This is a genomic window from Psychrobacter sp. CX21 (assembly GCF_057396255.1).
Genome location: NZ_JBXYJG010000004.1, coordinates 142,883 through 163,552, shown reverse-complemented (window position 1 = coordinate 163,552; position 20,670 = coordinate 142,883). Strand labels below are relative to the sequence as shown.

The window sequence follows — 20,670 nt, the reverse complement described above, 5'->3', positions numbered from 1 at the left end:
ATAAAAGTTTCAATAATTTAACTGATTAGCGCCTTATAATATAAAGAACTATAGATAATTTAGCTTACTGAATAATACCCATAAGAACCTAAATATTAAATAATTTTATAAGGTTCTCATTAGGGCTTTATTTCTTAATTATTAATACTAACTAAGCATTATAGGCTAGTGTTTAATACTTGTAATCTTCAGGTTTGAATGGGCCTTCAACAGGCACACCCAAATAATCTGCTTGTTCTGGGGTAAGCTTGGTCATAACCCCACTGAATCCTGTGACCATTGCAGCGGCTACTTCTTCATCAAGCTTCTTAGGTAAGACACGGACATATAAATTATTGCTACGGTCATCTATTGGAAGCTCTGAGAACTTTTGCTCATGTAGATACATCTGTGCCAATACTTGGTTTGCAAATGAACCGTCCATGACACGTGAAGGGTGGCCAGTCGCATTACCAAGATTCACAAGGCGACCTTCTGCTAATAAGATTAAATAATCGCCGTCATCATCAGAGCGGTAAACTTGATGTACTTGAGGTTTGATTTCAACCCAGTTCCAATTATCACGCATAAATTGGGTATCGATTTCAGTATCAAAATGGCCTATATTACAAACCACAGCACCTGATTTTAAAGCAGCTAACATATGCTTGTCGCATACATGGTAGTTACCCGTTGTCGTAACGATAAGGTCTGTATCTTGTAATAAACGTGTATTGATATTTTCAGCAGTATTGTTATTTGTACCATTAATATAAGGTGAAACCAGCTCGTATCCATCCATACATGCTTGCATGGCGCAGATTGGATCAACTTCAGATACACGTACTATCATGCCTTCTTGACGTAAGCTTTGTGCAGATCCTTTACCCACATCACCATAGCCAATAACCAATGCACGGCGACCTGCAAGTAACATATCTGTTGCGCGTTTAATCGCATCATTTAAGCTATGACGGCACCCATATTTATTATCATTTTTTGACTTAGTCACCGCATCGTTAACATTAATAGCAGGAACTTTTAAAGTGCCTTTATTTAACATATCAATCAAACGGTGCACGCCTGTAGTCGTTTCTTCAGAAATACCGTTAATGCTATCAAGCATTTGTGGATAGTCATTATGGATTAATGCGGTTAAATCGCCCCCATCATCTAGTATCAAATTAGCGTCCCAAAGCTGACTGCTTTCTTCACCGCCAACATGCAATTGCTGACGTAAACACCATTCATATTCCTCTTCAGTTTCGCCTTTCCAAGCAAACACAGGAATACCACTAGCCGCCATGGCTGCCGCAGCGTGATCTTGAGTAGAGAAGATGTTACATGAAGTCCAGCGTACTTCAGCACCAAGCGCCACAAGCGTCTCGATAAGTACGGCGGTTTGAATGGTCATATGAATACAACCAAGAATTTTGGCACCAGCTAAAGGCTGCTCGTCGCTATAGCGCTTACGAAGTCCAATTAGAGCAGGCATTTCTGCTTCTGCAAGTGAAATCTCACGGCGGCCATAATCAGCAAGTGTGATGTCGGCAACTTTATAGTCAGTAAAACTTGAATCGATGTTAGACACTGCGTCCATCTCGAACTCCTAGATAGAATTAAATTTATGGTTAAATTTACGCAGGTGTCGTTGATTGTTTAGTTAAAAGTTTAAGACATTATTAAAGTAAAAAGTAGAATAGAGACAACTAAAGTAGGTTCGATACATTTAAAACATTAATAGTAGGTTGTACCCTTATAAAATTTAAATAAGGATACAATAAAATGATAACTATTGAGTTTTAAAACTACTTTTAGTTAGTGCTAATATTCTATCGCTACTTGTTCAAAAGCCTATAAACCTTTGTATACACTAAGACTATCGGATGCTATAAATACATAAAATGTTTAGCACATAAAAATTATTATTGGAGCTAGTCAATTAAAAACAAACAAACTTATATGAATGAAGTAGTAGATAATAGATATAAGTTAAGCAGCAACATAATAATTTTTAAATAGCGTCCATACCGATATACCGAGCCTGACAGTAACGTTTAACTAATCTGTATTTAAGTGATATAATATATATCGTGCTAAACATACTGACGCAACACCTCTCGGTAGCTGCATATTGTAATGGAAGTAAGTACGATTGTCATCTTCTCACTTCTTAAATCATTATCACCGATTTAGATTTAATAATTGGTTTTTATACTCAACTATTCAATATTTAGTTGTAAAACAGCTCATCTAATCTTAACTGATTACAAATTGTAAGTAAAAATTACAGAAACTCTATTAAAAAACAACTATGAGAGGATGACTTAAATTGTAAAAAAGTGTTTAATAGTAATACATTAATACGGGATGTCTTAATTGAGCAATTAAAGGATTAGCAGTTCAGGTGGTTTTATCTGGATTGCTTTTTTAATTGCGTAATTTTGGCCTAATACAGTTTGAAATTTGGAGATATTATGAAACTTTTAAAATTATCAGCTTTGGCTGCAGCAGTGTTAGGATCAACAGCAGCTATGGCAGCTACGGATGCCGTCGTTGTTACTGATGCGAATGCGGTAGTTGTAGAAACTCAACCTGCTTATCAGTATGACCGTAACGCTGGGCTTGTTAGAAATACTGCTGGTGCGGTAACGGGTACTACTAAGACACTTTTCAATACCGTAACTAATCCAGCCGCTATTAGTGCTGAAGTTGGTACAATGGGCTACGGTGCTAACATCGCATGGGGCTTAAATGAAACTACTGAGCTTCAAGCTGGTTGGTCAGGTATGGATTTTGACGGCGATCAAGATTTAGACAGTAATGATTGGATTAACTGGTCAAAAGCTTTTGGTGACGGCTATGGTCGTTACGATGGTAACATCGCTTATGATTTTGATTTTAGTAACCCATACATTGGCGTTCAAATGCGTCCATTCGCAAACGACTTTACGATTGCTGGTGGTGTAATGGTTCCCGATAACAAAGTTAAAGCAACTTTAACGTCTAATAGTTCTGATGCTACAGTTTCTATCGACGGCTACGAATATAACATTGGTAACGAAACTGTTAATATCAAAGCTGAAAACAAGAACACTTTAGCGCCTTATGCGACTATCGGTTACCGTCCTAATATTAATAAAAGATGGGGTGGTTTCTTTGAAGTAGGTGCGGCGTACATGGGTGAGCTTGATGCTAAAGTTTCTGGCGGCGAAACTGTAACTGGCGTAAATGATGCTGGTCAAGTTTCTACCTTAAACTTTAATGAAGCTGCTAAACAAGAAATTCAAAAAGATGATTTCTGGTATCCAATCGTTAAAGCAGGTGTTACTCTACGCTTCTAAGATTTATTACTATTGATAGTAATCTGTTAGTTGCATGATTTAAAAAAACGACTCAATTGAGTCGTTTTTTTTATTTTTATACTGTTCTATATAGTATTAATGTTAAATAAAACAATGTGATAGAGTTTGACAATCTTTTTAGATAGTCATTATGGTAGATTAGACTTTGTAAAAATCTGAATTTATAGCGCCATAACTAAATGACAATCTGGTATCCAAATATAGCTAAAGTTATATGGGTCATCTGCATAATAAACTGGTGCAGTATAGTATTTTTTATCATTAACATCCTGCCCGTTATATTTATAAATTATTTTACTAATGATATTATTAAATGCCGCTGTCTTAAATAACGTTGTATTTAATAGCGTTGTCTTAAATAATGATGTATTGAATAACGTTGTATCGAATAACGTAGACGGATCGCTTGAGAAATAGATTTTTAGCAGATGGCTGGCAGGCAGACTTAAGTCATACTTTAACTCTTTAAACAAACCAACTGTATTGTCCTCATTCCCCAATCGTTTAATCCTAGCTTCTTTAAGTGACCAAAGTAGCTTTAACGCAAGTTTGCATTGATGCGTATCTAATGTATTTAGCCACTTTAATTCATATGGATGGTAATACCGATGCGCTACTTTTAGAGAGACATTTGATAATTCTATATCTAAACCAATAGGTGAGTGATAGACCACGCATGCTGCAAAATTTTTAGAATGTGAAAAACTTACATAGTAGTTGTAAGGCGTTAATAGGTAAGGATAAATTGAGTCATTTAACGAAATGTTGTTTACATCACCATTATTTGAAAATTGACGTAAAGTGTGAGTGGTTGCAAATAAATTCATGTCGTTTTTATAGTGATGACTCAAATCATTAAGTAATTGGCGTACCGCAATTTTTTGACGAGAGTTTTGATTTGTTTTTATTTTAGTATAGGAGTTAGAATCTGAAGAATTGATTTTTTTCTGATCTTGTATTGATGGACTATCGATACAAGTACCAGCACTCATATCATCAGTATTGTTAAGATCTTCTATCTGACCAAAGGCTAACCAGATAGGCGATAGAGACTTAGCTGCATAAGCTGACAAAGATGGGCTTAGCGCTGAGGTAGGTTGAATAATATCTTTACCCTGATTAGCAAGTTCTGCCAAGTTCAAACTAAAGAAGAAACTATTCGCTATCATAAATTAGCAGTCTATGAGTTAGTTAAGTATTTATTAGTATAAAATTGAAATTATTAAACGTTAATTGTTCATATCTTTATAAAACTAATAAACCCAGTGCTAGCTGGGCTTATTAATTAATATGAATAGTACTCAGTTTGCAGTCTATAACTTATTAAGACTATTCTTAGTAAGATAGTTCTGCACGGCGGTTTTGAGCATATGCAGCTTCATCGTTACCAACTACAGCAGGACGTTCCTCACCATAACTAATCGTCTCTACACGAGCATTGCTAATACCTTGACCAGCTAAATAATTACGTACTGCATTTGCACGGCGCTCACCTAATGCATGGTTATATTCGCGGCTACCACGCTCATCAGTATGACCCGCGACTAACACGGTAGCATTAGGATTATTACGCAAAAATGCAACTTGTTCATTCAATACGCTTGCAGCTTCACTAGTAATTGCATTGCTGTCAAATGCAAAGTACACGATACCCCTTACATTTTGCGCAGCTGCTTGTATGGATGCTGGGTTAGTGACTATCGTACCCGTTCCATATACTGCATTTCCCGGTACGCCCATAGGGGCTACAACGACTTCAGAGGTCGAGCGTTTATTAGCACAACCTGAGCTAAATGCCATTGCTGTTGAAATAATTGCTAAACCCGTTAATTTAGTTATGGTATTCATATTACTATCCTCAATGATGTGTTCTTTATTTAATGTATATATCAATTAATACCGGCTTAAATAATCATTAATTATTATTCATGACTTATGGATAAGAATATAGCACAAATAATATCTGATGTTATTTTGTGTAAGTAGGCTTACTGTAAATATGATTAATCTTGCATGTTTTGAGACCTTAACTTATAGAAATAATAGACATAAAGTCAGTCAAATAAATGAATTATGTTAACTCATCAATCTATTACCAGATTTTACCAGCGGTATTTATCATAATTTTCTGGATTAGCCCAAAATCTTGAATTTAGCCAATCTGGACGCTGTTTATAATCGTATAAGTTAAACTGCCAACATTGTATGTTGTTATTAGCCTGTGTTTGATTATCAGATGTTAATAAGGTGTATCCTAAGCTGTTTAGAGTTGTACAATTCTGTTGGGACTGGTTTTGATAGGGTACGGCATCTTCAGTGCGCGTAAATACAATACTTTGATGCGCAAATAAATCCCTTAAGCGCATTGCAATGATATTCAGAGTTTTTGAAGTATCGGTATGATTATCATATTTTCTAAGGTCTCCGCTTTCCTTTTTTTGATGACCATTGTAGTCCGATATAGTATTAAATTCTGAATTATTAGTCACACTTGGCTCAATAAAACATCCTAAATCGAATCTTGAGTTGAAAGGTGTTTCTAAGAACTCATTTATTGAAAGCGTGGTCATACTAATTTGAGGGCGTAAGTCAAAAATTATAGTGGATACCTCAGAGTTTAAGCTTTTAGTACTCGTGAGTATTACGTTTAGGGAGTGATGCTCATCAGTCTCAAGATAGTCAATAACACTGAGAATATGCTGTGTTATAAAAGATATTGTATCTAGATCAGAGTGATTTTTAATTGTCATAATTTATACTTATTAATTGTTCTTAAAATAGCGACTTAAATCCATCTACTTCATTCGATTATACTAAAGAAGGTTAGAAGTTATAAGAGACTGTTTAATTAGAGACTTTTTTGAAGAGTTAAGACTTTTAGAGGTTTAAAATTTTGTTTAAGCAACAATATACATTGAATGACTTATAAAAATCTATATGCGTCTCATCATTCTATATTAATTCTATTTAAAATGACGTGCAGTTTAACGATAGATGAGAGATAAATGGATTTATAAATGAGTCGATAATAATTAATTTACATCACTAAAATGAGAGCTCTAATGTCTGAACTTTATAACAATAACATTACAGATGACGATAATGCATCAATAATAAATAACACAATGCCTGATGCGCCCAATCATAACCCACAAGATACGAGTGTACCTGCAAAAGTATATCTTAAGGATTACGAGCCACCAGTATTTGAGGTTGATAGCGTCAGTTTAGACATCAAATTATTTGAAAAACATGCTGAGGTTGAAAGTACATTAAAAATGTCCCGTCAATACCCAGGAGACTTGGTGTTGTTTGGACAAAATATGACGTTGTTATCGATAAAACTTAACGAAAAAACGCTTGATGCAAGTGGTTATACCCTTAGTGATACCAGTCTTATTATTCATGACGCACCTGAGAATGCCAAACTTAATATCAAGGTACAGCATGAACCGCATGCCAATACTGAACTAGAAGGTCTATATATCGCGGGTGAGGGTAGTGATCAGATGTTCGTGACCCAGTGCGAGCCGGAAGGGTTTCGTAAAATAACGTACTACCCCGATCGACCTGATGTATTGTCTGTGTTTACGACACGATTAGAGGCAGATATTGCCTATCCAACTTTGCTAGCGAACGGTGATTTGATAGAAGCGGGTGAGGTTGATGGTGATAGTAGGCGGCATTATGCGATATGGCATGATTCAAGCAAGAAACCCAGCTATCTATTTGCGTGTGTTTTTGCCAACCTCGCCGTATTAGAAGATAGCTACACCACCATTGAAGACAGGGACGTTAAGCTTGAAATTTATGCCAAAGCGCATGATATTGATAAATGCCACGTCGCTATGCAAGCACTAAAAGACGCCATGCACTGGGATGAGGTGAACTATGGGCGGGCATATGATCTTGACCGCTATATGATAGTCGCAGTCAGTCAATTCAATATGGGTGCTATGGAGAATAAAGGTTTAAATATCTTTAACACATCTTGTGTGCTTTCAAGTCCTGAAACCACCACGGATAGTCGTAGTTTTAGCGTTAAGTCTATTATCGCTCACGAATATTTCCACAATTGGACAGGCAACCGTGTTACATGCCGTGATTGGTTCCAGCTATGCTTAAAAGAAGGTTTAACGGTATTTAGAGACCAGTCTTTTTCAGCTGATCATCAGTCACCTGCGGTTCAACGTATCGATGATGTGTCCATGCTTAGGGCGCATCAATTTAGTGAAGATGCAGGTCCATTGGCACATCCGCCACGGCCAAATAGTTTTATAGAAATTAATAACTTCTATACCGCGACTGTCTATGAAAAAGGTGCTGAAGTGGTACGCATGCTCGCCAATACTTTGGGCGATGAATACCGTCAAGGTACGGACACCTATTTTGAACGCTACGATGGTCAAGCTGTCACTGTAGAGGATTGGTTATCTGCGCTAAGTGCTGAGGGTAAATCGGTAGAGCATTTTATAGGCTGGTACACACAGCCCGGTACGCCAGAAGTTGCTGGTAGCCAGACGTATGTATTTGATGATAAGAGCCAAACGGGCGATTTGACCGTTACCTTGTCTCAGCATACTCGACATGTAAAAGGCTTTGATGCCCCTAAACCTTTACCTATTCCTATTGCTACCGCTATCTTTGATAGAGAGACTGGTGACTTAATTGAAGAATGTCTATTAATGTTAACTGAGGACACTCAAGAGTTTGAATTTAAGAATTTAAAAACTACTAAAGGTCTAGAGCCTGTTGTCTCTGTCCTACGCGACTTTAGTGCGCCGGTGCAATTAAAGTATGACCACAGTGAAGAAGATCTCGCATTTTTGTTAGCCTTTGAAATCAGTGGGTTTAACCAGTGGCAGAGTGCCCAAGCTTTAGTTAATCGAGTCTTATTACAAGATATAGACGCTAAAACGTACCTAGATGCGGTTAAAAAAGCCTTTTTAAGTCTTGTCGATACTGACGCTATGTTGGCCGCTAGGATATTGGATATACCTGCTGAACGTGAGCTTGCTACCGCATTTAATTCAAATTACGACCCTGAAATAATTAAACAAAAACGACAAAAGCTCAAAAAGCAATTGGCCAATACATTAAAAGAAGACTTATCTGAAATATATGCCAATTTACCTATCGAGCCCTATACAGATACGCCAGAAGCACGAGGTATACGTGCATTACGCAATGTGGTTTTAGACATGGCGTTTGAAGCACAAATTGAAAATGCTCTTGAATGGGCCAAAGCGCAGTATAATAATGCCTATTGTATGACTGAGCGCTTGGGTGCACTTAGTAGCTTAGTTCATCATCAGCAGGCCTACGACAATAGTGCTGATAAACAATCAGATACTAAAGGTGCGTCTTTAAAAGATGCCTACCTACAGGATTTCTACAACCGTTTTGAAGAAGAAGCTTTGGTCATCGATTTATGGTTCAGTATTCGGGCCGCTGATGACAATGCCTCGATCGATGAGGTACAAAAACTGATTGTGCATCCAGATTTTGATTGGCATACGCCAAACCGCATACGTGCCGTAGTAAGTAGCTTTGCTTCTAATCCTACCAAACTATGGACCAGTAAAGGTATTGATTTATATATAGAGGTGGTACAGAAGCTAGATGACAGTAATCCTGTATTGGCATCTCGTTTATTACAAGTATTATCAAGATGGTATACACTGATAGAGCCTCTACGCAGTATGACTGAACAAAGACTTAAAGCGTTAAGTAAAAATGTTACCTCGAATAATGTTATTGAAAGTTTGCAGACCATACTAAATGCAGGTCATGAATAGAACTGATTGGTTCGTTATATATATAATTTCAAAAAAAACGCCTAACTCAATGTTAGGCGTTTTCTATTAAGGTTTACTAAATAAGATAAATAGCTATTTCAAAGAGGATAGTCATTCATAATATTTAAATCATTTATAGCGTTGCTAGCGTGTTTCAATCACATCTTTAATGGTATTACGCAGATTGCGTAATGAGGCTACGGTACTGTCCCAATCAAGACAGCCATCTGTAATCGATTTGCCATACTCAAGATCACTTGGATCTTTGGTTAATTTTTGATTGCCACCTTTTAAATGGCTTTCAATCATTAAGCCCATAATAGATTTATTACCATTGGCAATTTGCTCAGCCACATTTTGTATAACCATAGGTTGCAAGTAGGGGTCTTTACCAGAGTTTGCATGGCTTGAGTCAATCATGATTTTGACCATAGCATTGCCTTTTTCCAACTCATTTTCAGCTTTTTCGACAGATGATTGGTCGTAGTTTGGCTTTCCGTTACCCCCACGTAAAACTACGTGAGCGTATGGATTTCCTTTGGATTTAATAATACTGACTTGACCATCACTTGAAAGGCCTAAAAAGTTATGCCCATATTTAACGGCATTCATGGCGTTGACAGCAACAGTCATGCCGCCATCGGTACCATTTTTGAATCCAACAGGGCACGACAAGCCAGAACTCATCTCACGGTGAGTTTGACTTTCAGTAGTACGTGCACCGATGGCAGACCAACTAATAAGATCCTGCATGTACTGAGGTGTGTTTGGATCTAATGCTTCGGTCGCACAAGGTAGACCTTTTTCATTCAAATCTAATAGAAGCTTACGAGCCATACGCAGGCCTTTCTCTATATGGAAGCTGTCATTCATATCGGGGTCATTAATCAGACCTTTCCAGCCAACTGTTGTTCGAGGTTTTTCAAAATAAACCCGCATGACAATATACAGACTGTCTTGCACTTCTTTGGCAAGCTCTACTAATTTATCAGCATATTCATGCGCCGCTTCTACATCATGAATAGAACAAGGACCCACCACAATCAACAAACGCTTGTCTTTACCATCTAAAATGTTTTGGATGGTAGTACGACCTGTTAAAACTGTATCATGTGCTTTTTCAGATAGTGGATACTCTGATTTAAGTTTTGCTGGGGTAACAAGCGGTATAAATTTTTCAATATTCACGTCGTCAATGTCTGCTGTGTGGGAAATCGAAGATGTCGTCATAAGCAATCTGCCTAGTTTAATTCGTTATAAATTCGGTTGATAGTTTAATTAGTGGTGATCACTCAATAAAACGACTTTATAATCATACTAAATGATAATCGAGATAGATGATGTAACCATTCCTAATTGATTAAAAGTTGGTTACTGGGCACCAGTTATAAGCCATTGATCATTTAATATCGTTTATTAAGTATGTTGACATCACTATTCGTATCAATATCAATAGATGTAAAACAAAAAAAGTAGCGAATTAATTCAATATTTTTTAAGTAGTTACCTATTATTATGAGGGCATTGAATGATATTGACAAGTGTTATACGTTTTTGATTACCTGATATAAGGAATAGGGGGTAAAAATTTTTGTTATACTATTTAAGCCTTTTAACTATCAATCGTTTAAATTCAGTCAATAGTTTAAAATTTAACCATAAGATAAAATTGAACCAAAAGTTAAATCCAGCCTTTTAAATAGAAAGTCGAGTTGATAATGTTAGCATCCGCTGCAGATTCATATGTACCTAAAGATCAAGCTATTACAGATTTTCAAGAAGCTCACGAGGCAGTTGTACCTCGGCCGCTAGTCATCGGTATTGTTGCGGGCGAGGCCTCGGGTGATAGTCTCGGAGCTGACTTTATGCAGCAAATGAATAACCTATACGAAAACGTCATTTGGGTGGGCGTCGGTGGGCCAAAAATGGCGGCACAAGGGCTGGTGTCTTTATTTGCTTTAGACAGATTGGCGGTTATGGGACTTGTGGAAGTGATGTCTCGGTTGCCAGACCTATTGAAAGCTCGAAAAGAGCTGGTTAATGCTTTCATAGAGGCTCATATCGATATGTTTATCGGTATTGATGCGCCAGATTTTAATTTAAGGGTATCCAAAAAGCTTAAACCTTTAGGGGTATTTTGCGTTCAATATGTGAGTCCTTCAATATGGGCATGGCGAGAATCACGTATCGAATCTATCAAAAAAGCCACTCACTTGGTACTGTGCTTATTCCCTTTTGAGCTTGAGGTCTATGAGCGGCATAATCATCCTGCGGTATGCGTCGGCCATCCCTTATTACATAGCATACCCAAAGAATTTATAGAGGTCTCAACGCACGAGCAGCGTTTAGAGAGGGTATGGAATAATCATGAGCTACATACCTATTTTGCAAATCGTAAAGATGATATCAGTAATATCATTTGTCTCATGCCTGGTTCCAGACGCTCTGAGATTAATGCAATTTTACCGCTTATGTTAGAAGCCATAGGCCGATTGTTATTAATTGACGAAAACTTATGTTTTATAATCCCAACTATTGATAAGAACCATCAATATATTGTTCAAGATTTAGTAGACAAACAAAATGCATCGCTCAGATCAGTGGTGGCTGTTGCCTATGACGAGAAGCAAACCAATGCTAATTTTAGCCAATCTATCATGGCCATGTCGGATTTAATTATATTGGCTTCTGGTACAGCCGCACTTGAAGCAATGCTGCTCAATCGTCCCATGGTTGTGGTTTATCAATTAAACAAACTCACTTATTCCATTGCAAAGCGTTTGGTAAAACTGCCTTATGTGTCTTTACCAAATATATTAGCTGATGAGCCAATAGTTCCAGAACTTATTCAAAAAGAAGCCACTGCTGAAAATATATGCCGCACTGTCAATCGGCTTATACAAGATCGAGAGTATGTCGAACAACTTAAAAAGCTTAAACAAACCTCTGACTGGCTGCGTAAACAAAGCAATCAAAGTGCAGTCGCTGCTGTTATCAACACATGGCATGATTATAATGAAAGTCATTAAAGATTATATCATCACATAGAAATTAAATATTTATACTATATAGAGGTCTAATAAAGCGTAGATGATAATACTTAACGACACGTTGTATCACTTACATGAAACCTTCGATACAATAAATGGATTTTCATTTGATTCACAAAACCCTTTAAAAGATCCTATCCAAATTAATGGTCATATCAACGATCTAGAAATTATTAAAGATATCAGATCACATCTTAATTCAAATACTATAGATGAGATTGATGAGATTGATGAGCCTTATTGTATGCAAGTAGGGATTGATGAAGTAGGGCGGGGGCCATTATACGGTAGTGTGGTGGTGTCGGCGGCGGTTCTACCTTCAAGATGGTCGGGTGAGATTGACGCCAAGCTATTGAACAATACCCCCTTACAAATTATGACGGACTCTAAAAAGCTAACTGAAAAAAAGCGTGAGTTGTTGTTTGAACCGATAAACGAACTTGCTTTATTGATTTTAACCGTAGACATACCTGCAAGCGTAATTGATGAGATCAATATACTGCAAGCTACATTATTAGGAATGCGGCTAGCAAGTGAACGAGCGATTTGTTCAATGGCTGTATTTTTGGAAAATAATGTTCAGAAATTTATAGGTATGCATCATGATGAAGTCAAAGAGTCTATATTATATAAAACAGAAAATAACGACACAACGCATTATCCACATACAGATTTATCAAGGTACCATAATTTATCAAAGCAAAATAATACATTTAAACAAATAGACTTATCAGAACTGGTGACATTTGAATTATTGATTGATGGTAATACAGTTCCCAATTTAAATAATAGAATATTTAAAAAGGATAGGATTCATATCAGGTCTAAGTTTGATGACGATAATGATTTAAATGATAACTTAGATAACTTTATTTCAAATAACGGTAATTTAGACAAAGGTAATTCAGATATCGGTAATTCAATGACTGAGTCGTGCTATTCATTTAAAGCGCAAGCCTTGGTAAAAGGAGATGGTCGTCATACCGCCATTGCAGCAGCCAGTATTATTGCAAAAGTAATACGAGACCGTCATCTGATCCAAGAGGGTTTAATATACCCAGGATATGGCTTAGAAAACCATAAAGGGTATCCTACTAAGCCTCATATTGAAGCCATAGCAGAGCTTGGTGTGTTGCCCAAGCATCGTCGTAGCTTTAAACCTGTGCGTGACGCACTCTCAACAGCCAAATAGACATACTAAAAATATATAGGTATCAGAAGCCATCATACATATTATTGATTTAAACAATTTAGACATCTTATTCAATTAGTTATCTGATTGATTTATTGTTCTTCGACTGGATATTTATTAAGGTGTTCATGCAATATTTTACGTAATGTTAAAATAGCTTCTGGCGTTTCATGAATGCCATGACCACCTGATAATATGGTTTCACTGGCCGCACCTTCTAAATGTGCACTCTTATAAGGCACAATTCCATCTGAGAGATTAGGTGTGATCGTTTGTGTCAATTCATCTTTTAAATCACCGATAGTTAGATTCGAATACTCACCATTGGTTTTATTTTCGTTATCCACTTTTTTAGATTCTGCACTAATAGCAGCTTTCTCTGGCGATAAACTATCTAAATCAGAGAGCTCTGTATCGGGTGCACTGGTGATATTTAACCTCATTAAGCCTTGAAACAAATCCGAATCTCTATTTGCAATGATAGAGTGATAGGTCACACCGTCCGCTATTTTAAGATCAGCAGTGAGTTTCATAAATGAGGATTTGTCACTAAGCTGGCTGGCACCATTTTCAAAATATAATGCACCTAAAGGATTGGAGGTTAATTCTCCTTCTGAGGCTATACTGGCTAGATTTCCCTGAATAGTTTGTAAAAAGCCGATAGGCAATTGCACAATACGGCGTAACAGTTGCGTAAACCATCTATCGGCAAAGTTAGTACCTCTAAATGGCGCTGAGATGAATATAGCAGTATCAATACTGTCTATTTTATTTAGATACAATCTATTTTTAATATTGAGCTCATCAAGCTTATTAGACAGTATTTTATTTAATTTATGAGCCGGCTCTTTACGGCTAAGTTCAATAAATTTTTGTTCAAGATTTTGATTTGATACCAGCATTCTTCCGATGACTGCACCCATACTGTGGCCGATTAGCACACTATGATTACTGGCTATATGTTCAGCGCGTGGATCATTTAGATCATACGCTGTTTCAATTAATTCTTGAATACGGTAACGGTTCTCTAAAATTGGTATGTTGGTTGGGTAGAAAATTTGCCAAACTTGATAATTGTTTCTAAGATTAACGTCATTACCTATGTCATTCGTGACACTTACCCAAGTCGCTGGACTAGATGCTAACCCGTGAATCATAATGATAATACGTTTATTAGGGTCGTAAGGCTCTAGCATAAACAATTGTGGTTGGACCAAGGACTGCTGTTTGGCTAACAAGTTAAAATAACCAACATTATTAAGTCTGTTTTCTGCTAACCACATGCCATAGCTTGCTGAGAAGTTGGCAGCTAAATAGTATGGATTGCCTAATATGTCAACGGTTTCGGTATGATAAGGGTTATATAAATTAATATCATAATCTTGACTTTGTAAGACATTTTCTAAAGTATCACCCTTGGGCTGAATAATACTTGATAGAAGCAAATTGCCTGTCAAATGGATACGGTCTAAAGGATCCTCAGAGTTAAGAGATTCGTTGTCAGAGGTTAATAATCCTTTAATTGATGTGTTCAGTCGGTCTTCAAATAAAGTCACATAGCTCACACCAAAGCCTTCTCGCTTACTGACGGTGTTTAGACCAGAGAAGCTTAGATCGTGACTGGCATAAATTTTATCTATACTTTGGTTATAACGGCGTGAGTTTTGAAGATATTCTGGTTCATTAGGAAGGTATAGGTCTATAGAGGAAGGTTGAGCAGTAATAGAGGGTGATGAACCATTGCCTTCATTCAGTGTATTAATCTCAGGCTTTGACACTTGCTTAAGGTCAGTATTACTATTAGTGTTTAAAACAGCCGGCTCTTCTTTAGCATTGATAGGTACAAAATACTTATTGTCTTCAATAGGCGGGAAAGTAAAATTTAAAACTTTTATCTGCCCACCATAAGATGCGATACCAGAGCTATCGACGTTGTCCATAGACTGCTTAGCATCTGAGACTAAGTCAGTACTTAAGTACGAGGTAACATTTGCAACTTTATGACTGATATTTCTATTGACATAGAGACGCTTAATGAGGGAATCAGAAGCATCGTCATACACATCTTGAGTTTGGATGTCTAAATCTGTTGGTAAATGGTTCGAATTACTTAATAATTGCTTTGATTCCTCGGCATTAGGCGCTAACTGTGCATAAAACAGATAGCCGTAGCTGTACTTAATAGCGTTTAGTAAGTAAATACGATAATAGGTATTGCATTCAATAAGCTCATTGGTACGTGCTATTTTCTCAGCATCACTCAAGGGAGCATTGGCGTAATAAGGGTCAATAGGGGGTCTGACTATTTCAGGTTCGCAGCCTTCTTTTGACTCAATACTTTTAGCCTTAGCTAAGTAGAGCTCAGCATATAATGCTAAGTTTTCGCGGCTGTTCTTATTGAGAGTACCTCGATCGATGTTCTCTAAACATTCTTTAAAACTAGACAAGCAATTATTTGCATCTATACCCTTAGATCTGAGTACGGATGTGGTTCTTCTACTTAAGATGCTGGCGGTGACAATATTACTACGTTGGTTTTGTATGGTTCGACTGGAGCTGGTTGTATTTACTGAAACGGTGCTACACGAAGTTAACAATGATGCATTTATCATTAAACCTGTCAAAATGAAGGGCTTCATCATTAAAGATTTAAAGCGGGTATTAATAGTCATTAGATAGGCTTAATATTATAGATAAGAAAGTTGAACCAAACCAGAATTATTCAATCATACCTTAAAATTATGACAGATATAGAAACTTATATATGACTGGTAAATATAAATCATTCTGAACTATAAACAAATCAGTTAAACTCCATACCAAATACCAAATACCAAATACCAAATAAAATTTAAAAAATAAGCCACTTACTCAAGTGGCTTATTTCAAATTTTAAAATTTAAAGTTACATATGAAGACACGCTTTAGTCTTTAAATCTATTTTATTTGAATGTATAGGTCAATGAGGTTAAAAAGTTCGTGCCATTATCAGTGCTATAACCCGGTGAAGTGACATAATCTTTATTGAAGACATTATTTAATCGAGCCGATAATTTCAGTGAAGGCGACAGTATATAGTTACCACTTATATTCACTAAGTTGTAACTGTCCAGCTGGGTATTATTTGCACTGTCATAATAATAGTCATCAACGTATTGATATTCTGCGCGAACATCTAAGTCAGCAATACGATATCCTACATAGACCATGCCTTTGTTTTCTGGTCTAATAGGTAAAAAGTTACCATTGTAATCGATTGCTTCCCCTTTATAGTTCTTTCTACCCGCATAATTGCTTTTATCCTTAGCCCTCTGGTAGTCGTAGCTTAAACCAAATAGATAGTTATCAATATCCCAATCAGAGGTTAACGAAATACCTTCGATTTTAGCTTTATCTAAGTTCTTTACCATGCCACCTAGATAATTACCTTGATTGTCATATTCCGCTAATAAGATTAATTTGTCGTCAACTTTATTATAATATCCAGTAAGCCTAGTAGATTGAATTAGTGTTGTATATTCTATGAAGGATTCATAGTTATCACTGTTTTCAGGTTTTAAATTGGGATCGCCTAACCCAGGATAATAAAGATCATTAAATGTTGGAACGCGGTAGCCTTTGGCATAATTAACACCGGCACGAAGTTTCGGCGTAAAGTTATAAGCAGCACCAAAGTTATATGTGGTTTCGCTATCAAATTCTGAATAATCGTCATAACGTACGTTAGCCTGAGCATCAATATTATTATATGAGGTTAGATAACCTAAAAAACCACTGGTTACTTTGCGGTCATCTGCATCATACACATTAGAATCAAGCTTTTGTTTTAAATGTTCAGCCCCGTATATCAATTCACCTGTAGGTAAGTTGTAAGTGCCTATTATATTAACTTGCTGCTGCTTTGTATTAAATTCACTTGGATTACCAATATGTGCTTCAGTTTCATAGGTAGAGGACTTATCAACGCTATGACCATAGGATAGTTTTACATCATATTGATCTGTAAAGTATTGAGCATATATCGTAGTAGCCCCATTCTTCTGATCTGCATAAGAGTCATCTAGAGCAGATGAAATTATTTCACCGGTAACCCAGTTGCGCTCATCCGCTGAATCAATATCTGTTGTTGAATCCATGAATATACCACTTGCGCCAACATTAATATAATCATTAATTTGATGTTTTAGATTCAAGCTATAGCTGTCACTCTCAAACCCGTCGTCGTCTTTGTTATACCCATAACCACCAGGTAAAACAGCGCTGTAGCCTTCAGTTTCATTGTGCACAGCAGATAAGCTTAAACTTGATCCCTGATTATTTAGTAATTGTGCCGTCGCACCGTACAAATAATGATCATTGCTACCCGCTCCAACTATCACCGAGAGCTGGTTGTGTTTAATATTATTACCTTTGGTAAATATCTGAATAACGCCGCCCATAGCATCTGATCCATAGATGCTTGACCCTGATGCCCCATATAGGACTTCAATACGTTCGATTTGTTCTGCGGGTAATAAGTTTAGGGTAGCGCCTCCAGCACTAACAGAGCTATAACGCATGCCATCGATCAGTACCAAAATACTTTTATTATCGTACCCACGTAGATAGAAGTTTCCACCTGTCCCCAAACCACCGTAGCTAAATTGACTAAAACCTGGCTGGCGTTTTATAACTTCTAACGCAGATAGTCCTTGGTAGGTATTTAAGGTTTCACTGCCAATAACTTGTGTTTGCGCTATTGTATTGTCTATAGCGAGTGGTGTGCGTGTGGCAGTTATCGTGATTTTATCTAAAGTAGCTGTCGGCAAACCATCTACAAAACCCTGAGCGGCATACGCTGAAAAAGAAGACAGACACGCTATGGTAGTTAAGAGAGTAGTGGATGCATTGAATAAACTTTTGTACAAAGTGCTATAAGAGGTATTCATTATTGACTCGGATATAATAATTGTTTGAAGGGGTAAAATAGGTCTATTAAACGATTAGCAGAACCTTGTGCATGTATTATCCATTATTAGCATCAAAAAGTAAGGGTTTTAAATTGATTTATACTCACTTTTCAACAAATTTGATTCAATAAGCGTCAATCTGTACGAATAAAAAAATTAATATATAGAATTTTAGTAAAAATAAGCGGGGGATAAAGTTTGTAGCCTATTAAAGCCATGCTAGAATTATAAGTTCTTTGAATCTAAATGCTATCTAAAAATAAATGTTACTTTTATTTGGACAAATCTATAGCGGTAGATAAAAGCTGAATTTATACCAATAAATTCAATTTCAAATGATATATGACATTTATTTAAATAAGACTAAAGGTTGTCTAGATGCGCCACCCTATAAACCAATCCAACGCTAAATATAAATCTAGCACAATGACACGTTTATTCAGATCACAGTCGGCTAATTCACAGTCTGCTAATTTGATTAAAGCTGGCATGAAGACCACCAGTTCAGATATTGAAAATAAAAGTAACTTTGCTAAAGCGAATGATTTAGAGGCGCATGATTTAGAGGCACATGATTTAGAGGCACATAATTTAGAGGCGAATGAAAGCTTGCAAAACAATGACGTCAAATTGAAAAAAACAGATGCTAAATTTAAAGTTGTGGACGTCAAATTAGAATCTATACATTCTATAGCCAAAAAACTATCTGTCTCTCTTCTTATCATCTTAGCGTTGTTTATGTCGTTTGGCGCTCATGCTGAAAATGAATCTACGGATGCAGTGGCAGCGACAGTAGCACCAGAGCCTGAAATAATTGATCCTTTCGGTCGTCAAACACCGCGAAGTACCGTTCAAGGATTTATTAGAGCGCTATCTGAAAATAATGCTTCACTTGCTGCAAACTATCTTAATTTAAACGCGGGTGACAACCCTGTCCAAATAGTGCGCCAGCTTAAATTAGCCTTGGATCAAGGGGGAAGGCTGTATGCTGAACTGCAAATCAGTAATAGTCCCACCGGCGATTTAGCCGATCAGCTACCTTCCTCGCTTGAAAAAGTAGGTACAATCACCTCAGGTGATCAAGTGATTGATATTATATTGGTACGCAAAAACTCGGTACACGGTAATCAATACTGGCAAGTTTCCTCCGAGACCATTCAAGCTATCAAGAATACCCAATTTGCCACAAACACCTCACTTATAGATAAATACACATTTGAACCCTTAAAAGACAAGGCCGTAGGGGGTTATAACTTAGCAGATATATTTGCAGTATTGGTTTTAGCACTAATATGCATAGCATCAAGCTATATCTTTGTTGGTGTCATTTATTTAGTGCTCAAAAAATATTATCAACGTATACGTAATAAGCCCTTACCAGCAGATTCTAAATTTATTTTACCGTTAGCGCTTGTATTGACGTCAATCATTTTATATGAAGTGATGGTGTATGCCGGAGTCTCAGTGACGGTTAGAGAACCTGTGAACCGTATCAAAGACATTATTGGCTGGTTTGCTTCAACATGGTTACTCTTGCGTATAATAGATGCTATTTTTAACCGTGCTGAACGCCAAAGTTATAAGAAAAACCAAACCGAACGTGTCTCCATCTTAAGCTTACTGCGAAAGGTTATAAAAACACTATTATTAATCCTAGCCTGTATATTTATATTTGGGAACTTAGGTTTTGATTTAACAACTGGTATCGCAGCGCTGGGTGTGGGTGGTTTAGCTTTAGCGCTCGGTGCTCAAAAAATGATTGAAAACTTGGTCGGTAGTGTCGTCGTTGTTGCAGATCAGCCTGTAAGAGTAGGGGATTACTGTAAGTTTGGACCATTGGAAGGTACAGTCATCGACATTGGTATTAGGTCTACCCGTCTACGAACTCTTAATCGTACTATTGTAACCGTGCCAAATGGTGACTTTTCATCCATGTCCATCGAAAATTTTGCGTCCCGTGATATGTTTCACTTTTTGCATAATATTTATATTAAAAGAAACATAAGTGCCAGTGATCTTGACGAGTTTTTAAAGGATATGGAAGAGTTTATGAATAATCATGAACTTACAAATTCTGAATGGACGCAAGTAAGAATTGCAGAACTGCGACAGGACTGTTTGGTAATTGAGTTTCGCGCGTATGTGTATGCGAGCGGAGCCGATGAGTTTTATGACAAGCAGACACAACTGCTTATAGAGATTCTTAAAGAAGTGGAGAAGTACAACGTAGAACATGCACTTGAAACTCAGCGTATTATTATTGATACTGAAACCTCAGAAACGACACCATCAACCGCTGCTAAAACCTTTGAAAATAAACCCGTTGATGAATAAACC

12 protein-coding genes are annotated in these 20,670 nt (G+C 36.9%); 5 read left to right on the top strand and 7 right to left on the bottom strand.

Annotation, left to right across the window (positions count from 1 at the left end):
- Positions 1–172: 172 nt before the first annotated feature.
- The gene (ahcY, locus tag AC2SLP_RS04130) at positions 173–1,570 is read right to left on the bottom strand and encodes an adenosylhomocysteinase (RefSeq protein ID WP_486535423.1); all 1,398 of its coding nucleotides are present in this window, start codon (positions 1,568–1,570) and stop codon (positions 173–175) included.
- Between the two features lie 886 nt (positions 1,571–2,456).
- On the opposite strand from ahcY, the gene AC2SLP_RS04125 reads away from it, so the two are divergent.
- Positions 2,457–3,323 carry a hypothetical protein gene (locus AC2SLP_RS04125; protein WP_486535362.1) on the top strand — a complete coding sequence of 289 codons (867 nt, stop codon included), beginning with the start codon at positions 2,457–2,459 and terminating at the stop codon, positions 3,321–3,323.
- 182 nt (positions 3,324–3,505) lie between these two features.
- On the opposite strand, the gene AC2SLP_RS04120 is transcribed toward AC2SLP_RS04125, so the two are convergent.
- The 3 genes from AC2SLP_RS04120 to AC2SLP_RS04110 all read right to left on the bottom strand — a co-directional run bounded on the left by AC2SLP_RS04120 (position 3,506) and on the right by AC2SLP_RS04110 (position 6,094).
- A complete protein-coding gene (locus AC2SLP_RS04120; protein ID WP_486535361.1) occupies positions 3,506–4,513 on the bottom strand; it encodes a 4'-phosphopantetheinyl transferase family protein in 1,008 nt (335 codons plus the stop codon).
- Positions 4,514–4,679: 166 nt separating this feature from the next.
- Complete coding sequence (pal, locus tag AC2SLP_RS04115) at positions 4,680–5,192, bottom strand: peptidoglycan-associated lipoprotein Pal (protein ID WP_486535360.1); 513 nt, start codon at positions 5,190–5,192, stop codon at positions 4,680–4,682.
- 254 nt (positions 5,193–5,446) lie between these two features.
- Positions 5,447–6,094 (bottom strand): DUF6231 family protein, encoded by a 648-nt coding sequence (locus AC2SLP_RS04110; RefSeq protein ID WP_486535359.1) that lies wholly within the window; start codon positions 6,092–6,094, stop codon positions 5,447–5,449.
- Between the two features lie 375 nt (positions 6,095–6,469).
- Between AC2SLP_RS04110 and pepN the strand changes: the two genes are divergently transcribed.
- Positions 6,470–9,142: an aminopeptidase N gene (pepN, locus tag AC2SLP_RS04105; protein WP_486535422.1), complete on the top strand. Its 2,673-nt coding sequence runs from the start codon at positions 6,470–6,472 to the stop codon at positions 9,140–9,142.
- Between the two features lie 144 nt (positions 9,143–9,286).
- On the opposite strand, the gene AC2SLP_RS04100 is transcribed toward pepN, so the two are convergent.
- The gene (locus AC2SLP_RS04100; RefSeq protein ID WP_486535358.1) at positions 9,287–10,372 is read right to left on the bottom strand and encodes a 3-deoxy-7-phosphoheptulonate synthase; all 1,086 of its coding nucleotides are present in this window, start codon (positions 10,370–10,372) and stop codon (positions 9,287–9,289) included.
- 488 nt (positions 10,373–10,860) lie between these two features.
- Here AC2SLP_RS04100 and lpxB point away from each other — a divergent pair, with 488 nt between their 5' ends.
- Together lpxB and AC2SLP_RS04090 are read left to right on the top strand one after the other, a co-directional pair.
- Positions 10,861–12,171 (top strand): lipid-A-disaccharide synthase, encoded by a 1,311-nt coding sequence (lpxB, locus tag AC2SLP_RS04095; protein ID WP_486535357.1) that lies wholly within the window; start codon positions 10,861–10,863, stop codon positions 12,169–12,171.
- 61 nt (positions 12,172–12,232) lie between these two features.
- Positions 12,233–13,384, top strand: coding sequence for a ribonuclease HII (locus AC2SLP_RS04090; protein WP_486535356.1), 1,152 nt, complete (start codon positions 12,233–12,235; stop codon positions 13,382–13,384).
- A 92-nt stretch (positions 13,385–13,476) separates the two neighbouring features.
- On the opposite strand, the gene AC2SLP_RS04085 is transcribed toward AC2SLP_RS04090, so the two are convergent.
- Positions 13,477–16,056 (bottom strand): esterase/lipase family protein, encoded by a 2,580-nt coding sequence (locus AC2SLP_RS04085; protein ID WP_486535355.1) that lies wholly within the window; start codon positions 16,054–16,056, stop codon positions 13,477–13,479.
- A gap of 270 nt (positions 16,057–16,326) precedes the next feature.
- Positions 16,327–18,312: a TonB-dependent receptor plug domain-containing protein gene (locus AC2SLP_RS04080; RefSeq protein WP_486535354.1), complete on the bottom strand. Its 1,986-nt coding sequence runs from the start codon at positions 18,310–18,312 to the stop codon at positions 16,327–16,329.
- Between the two features lie 399 nt (positions 18,313–18,711).
- On the opposite strand from AC2SLP_RS04080, the gene AC2SLP_RS04075 reads away from it, so the two are divergent.
- Positions 18,712–20,667, top strand: coding sequence for a mechanosensitive ion channel family protein (locus AC2SLP_RS04075; RefSeq protein WP_486535353.1), 1,956 nt, complete (start codon positions 18,712–18,714; stop codon positions 20,665–20,667).
- Positions 20,668–20,670 lie beyond the last annotated feature (3 nt).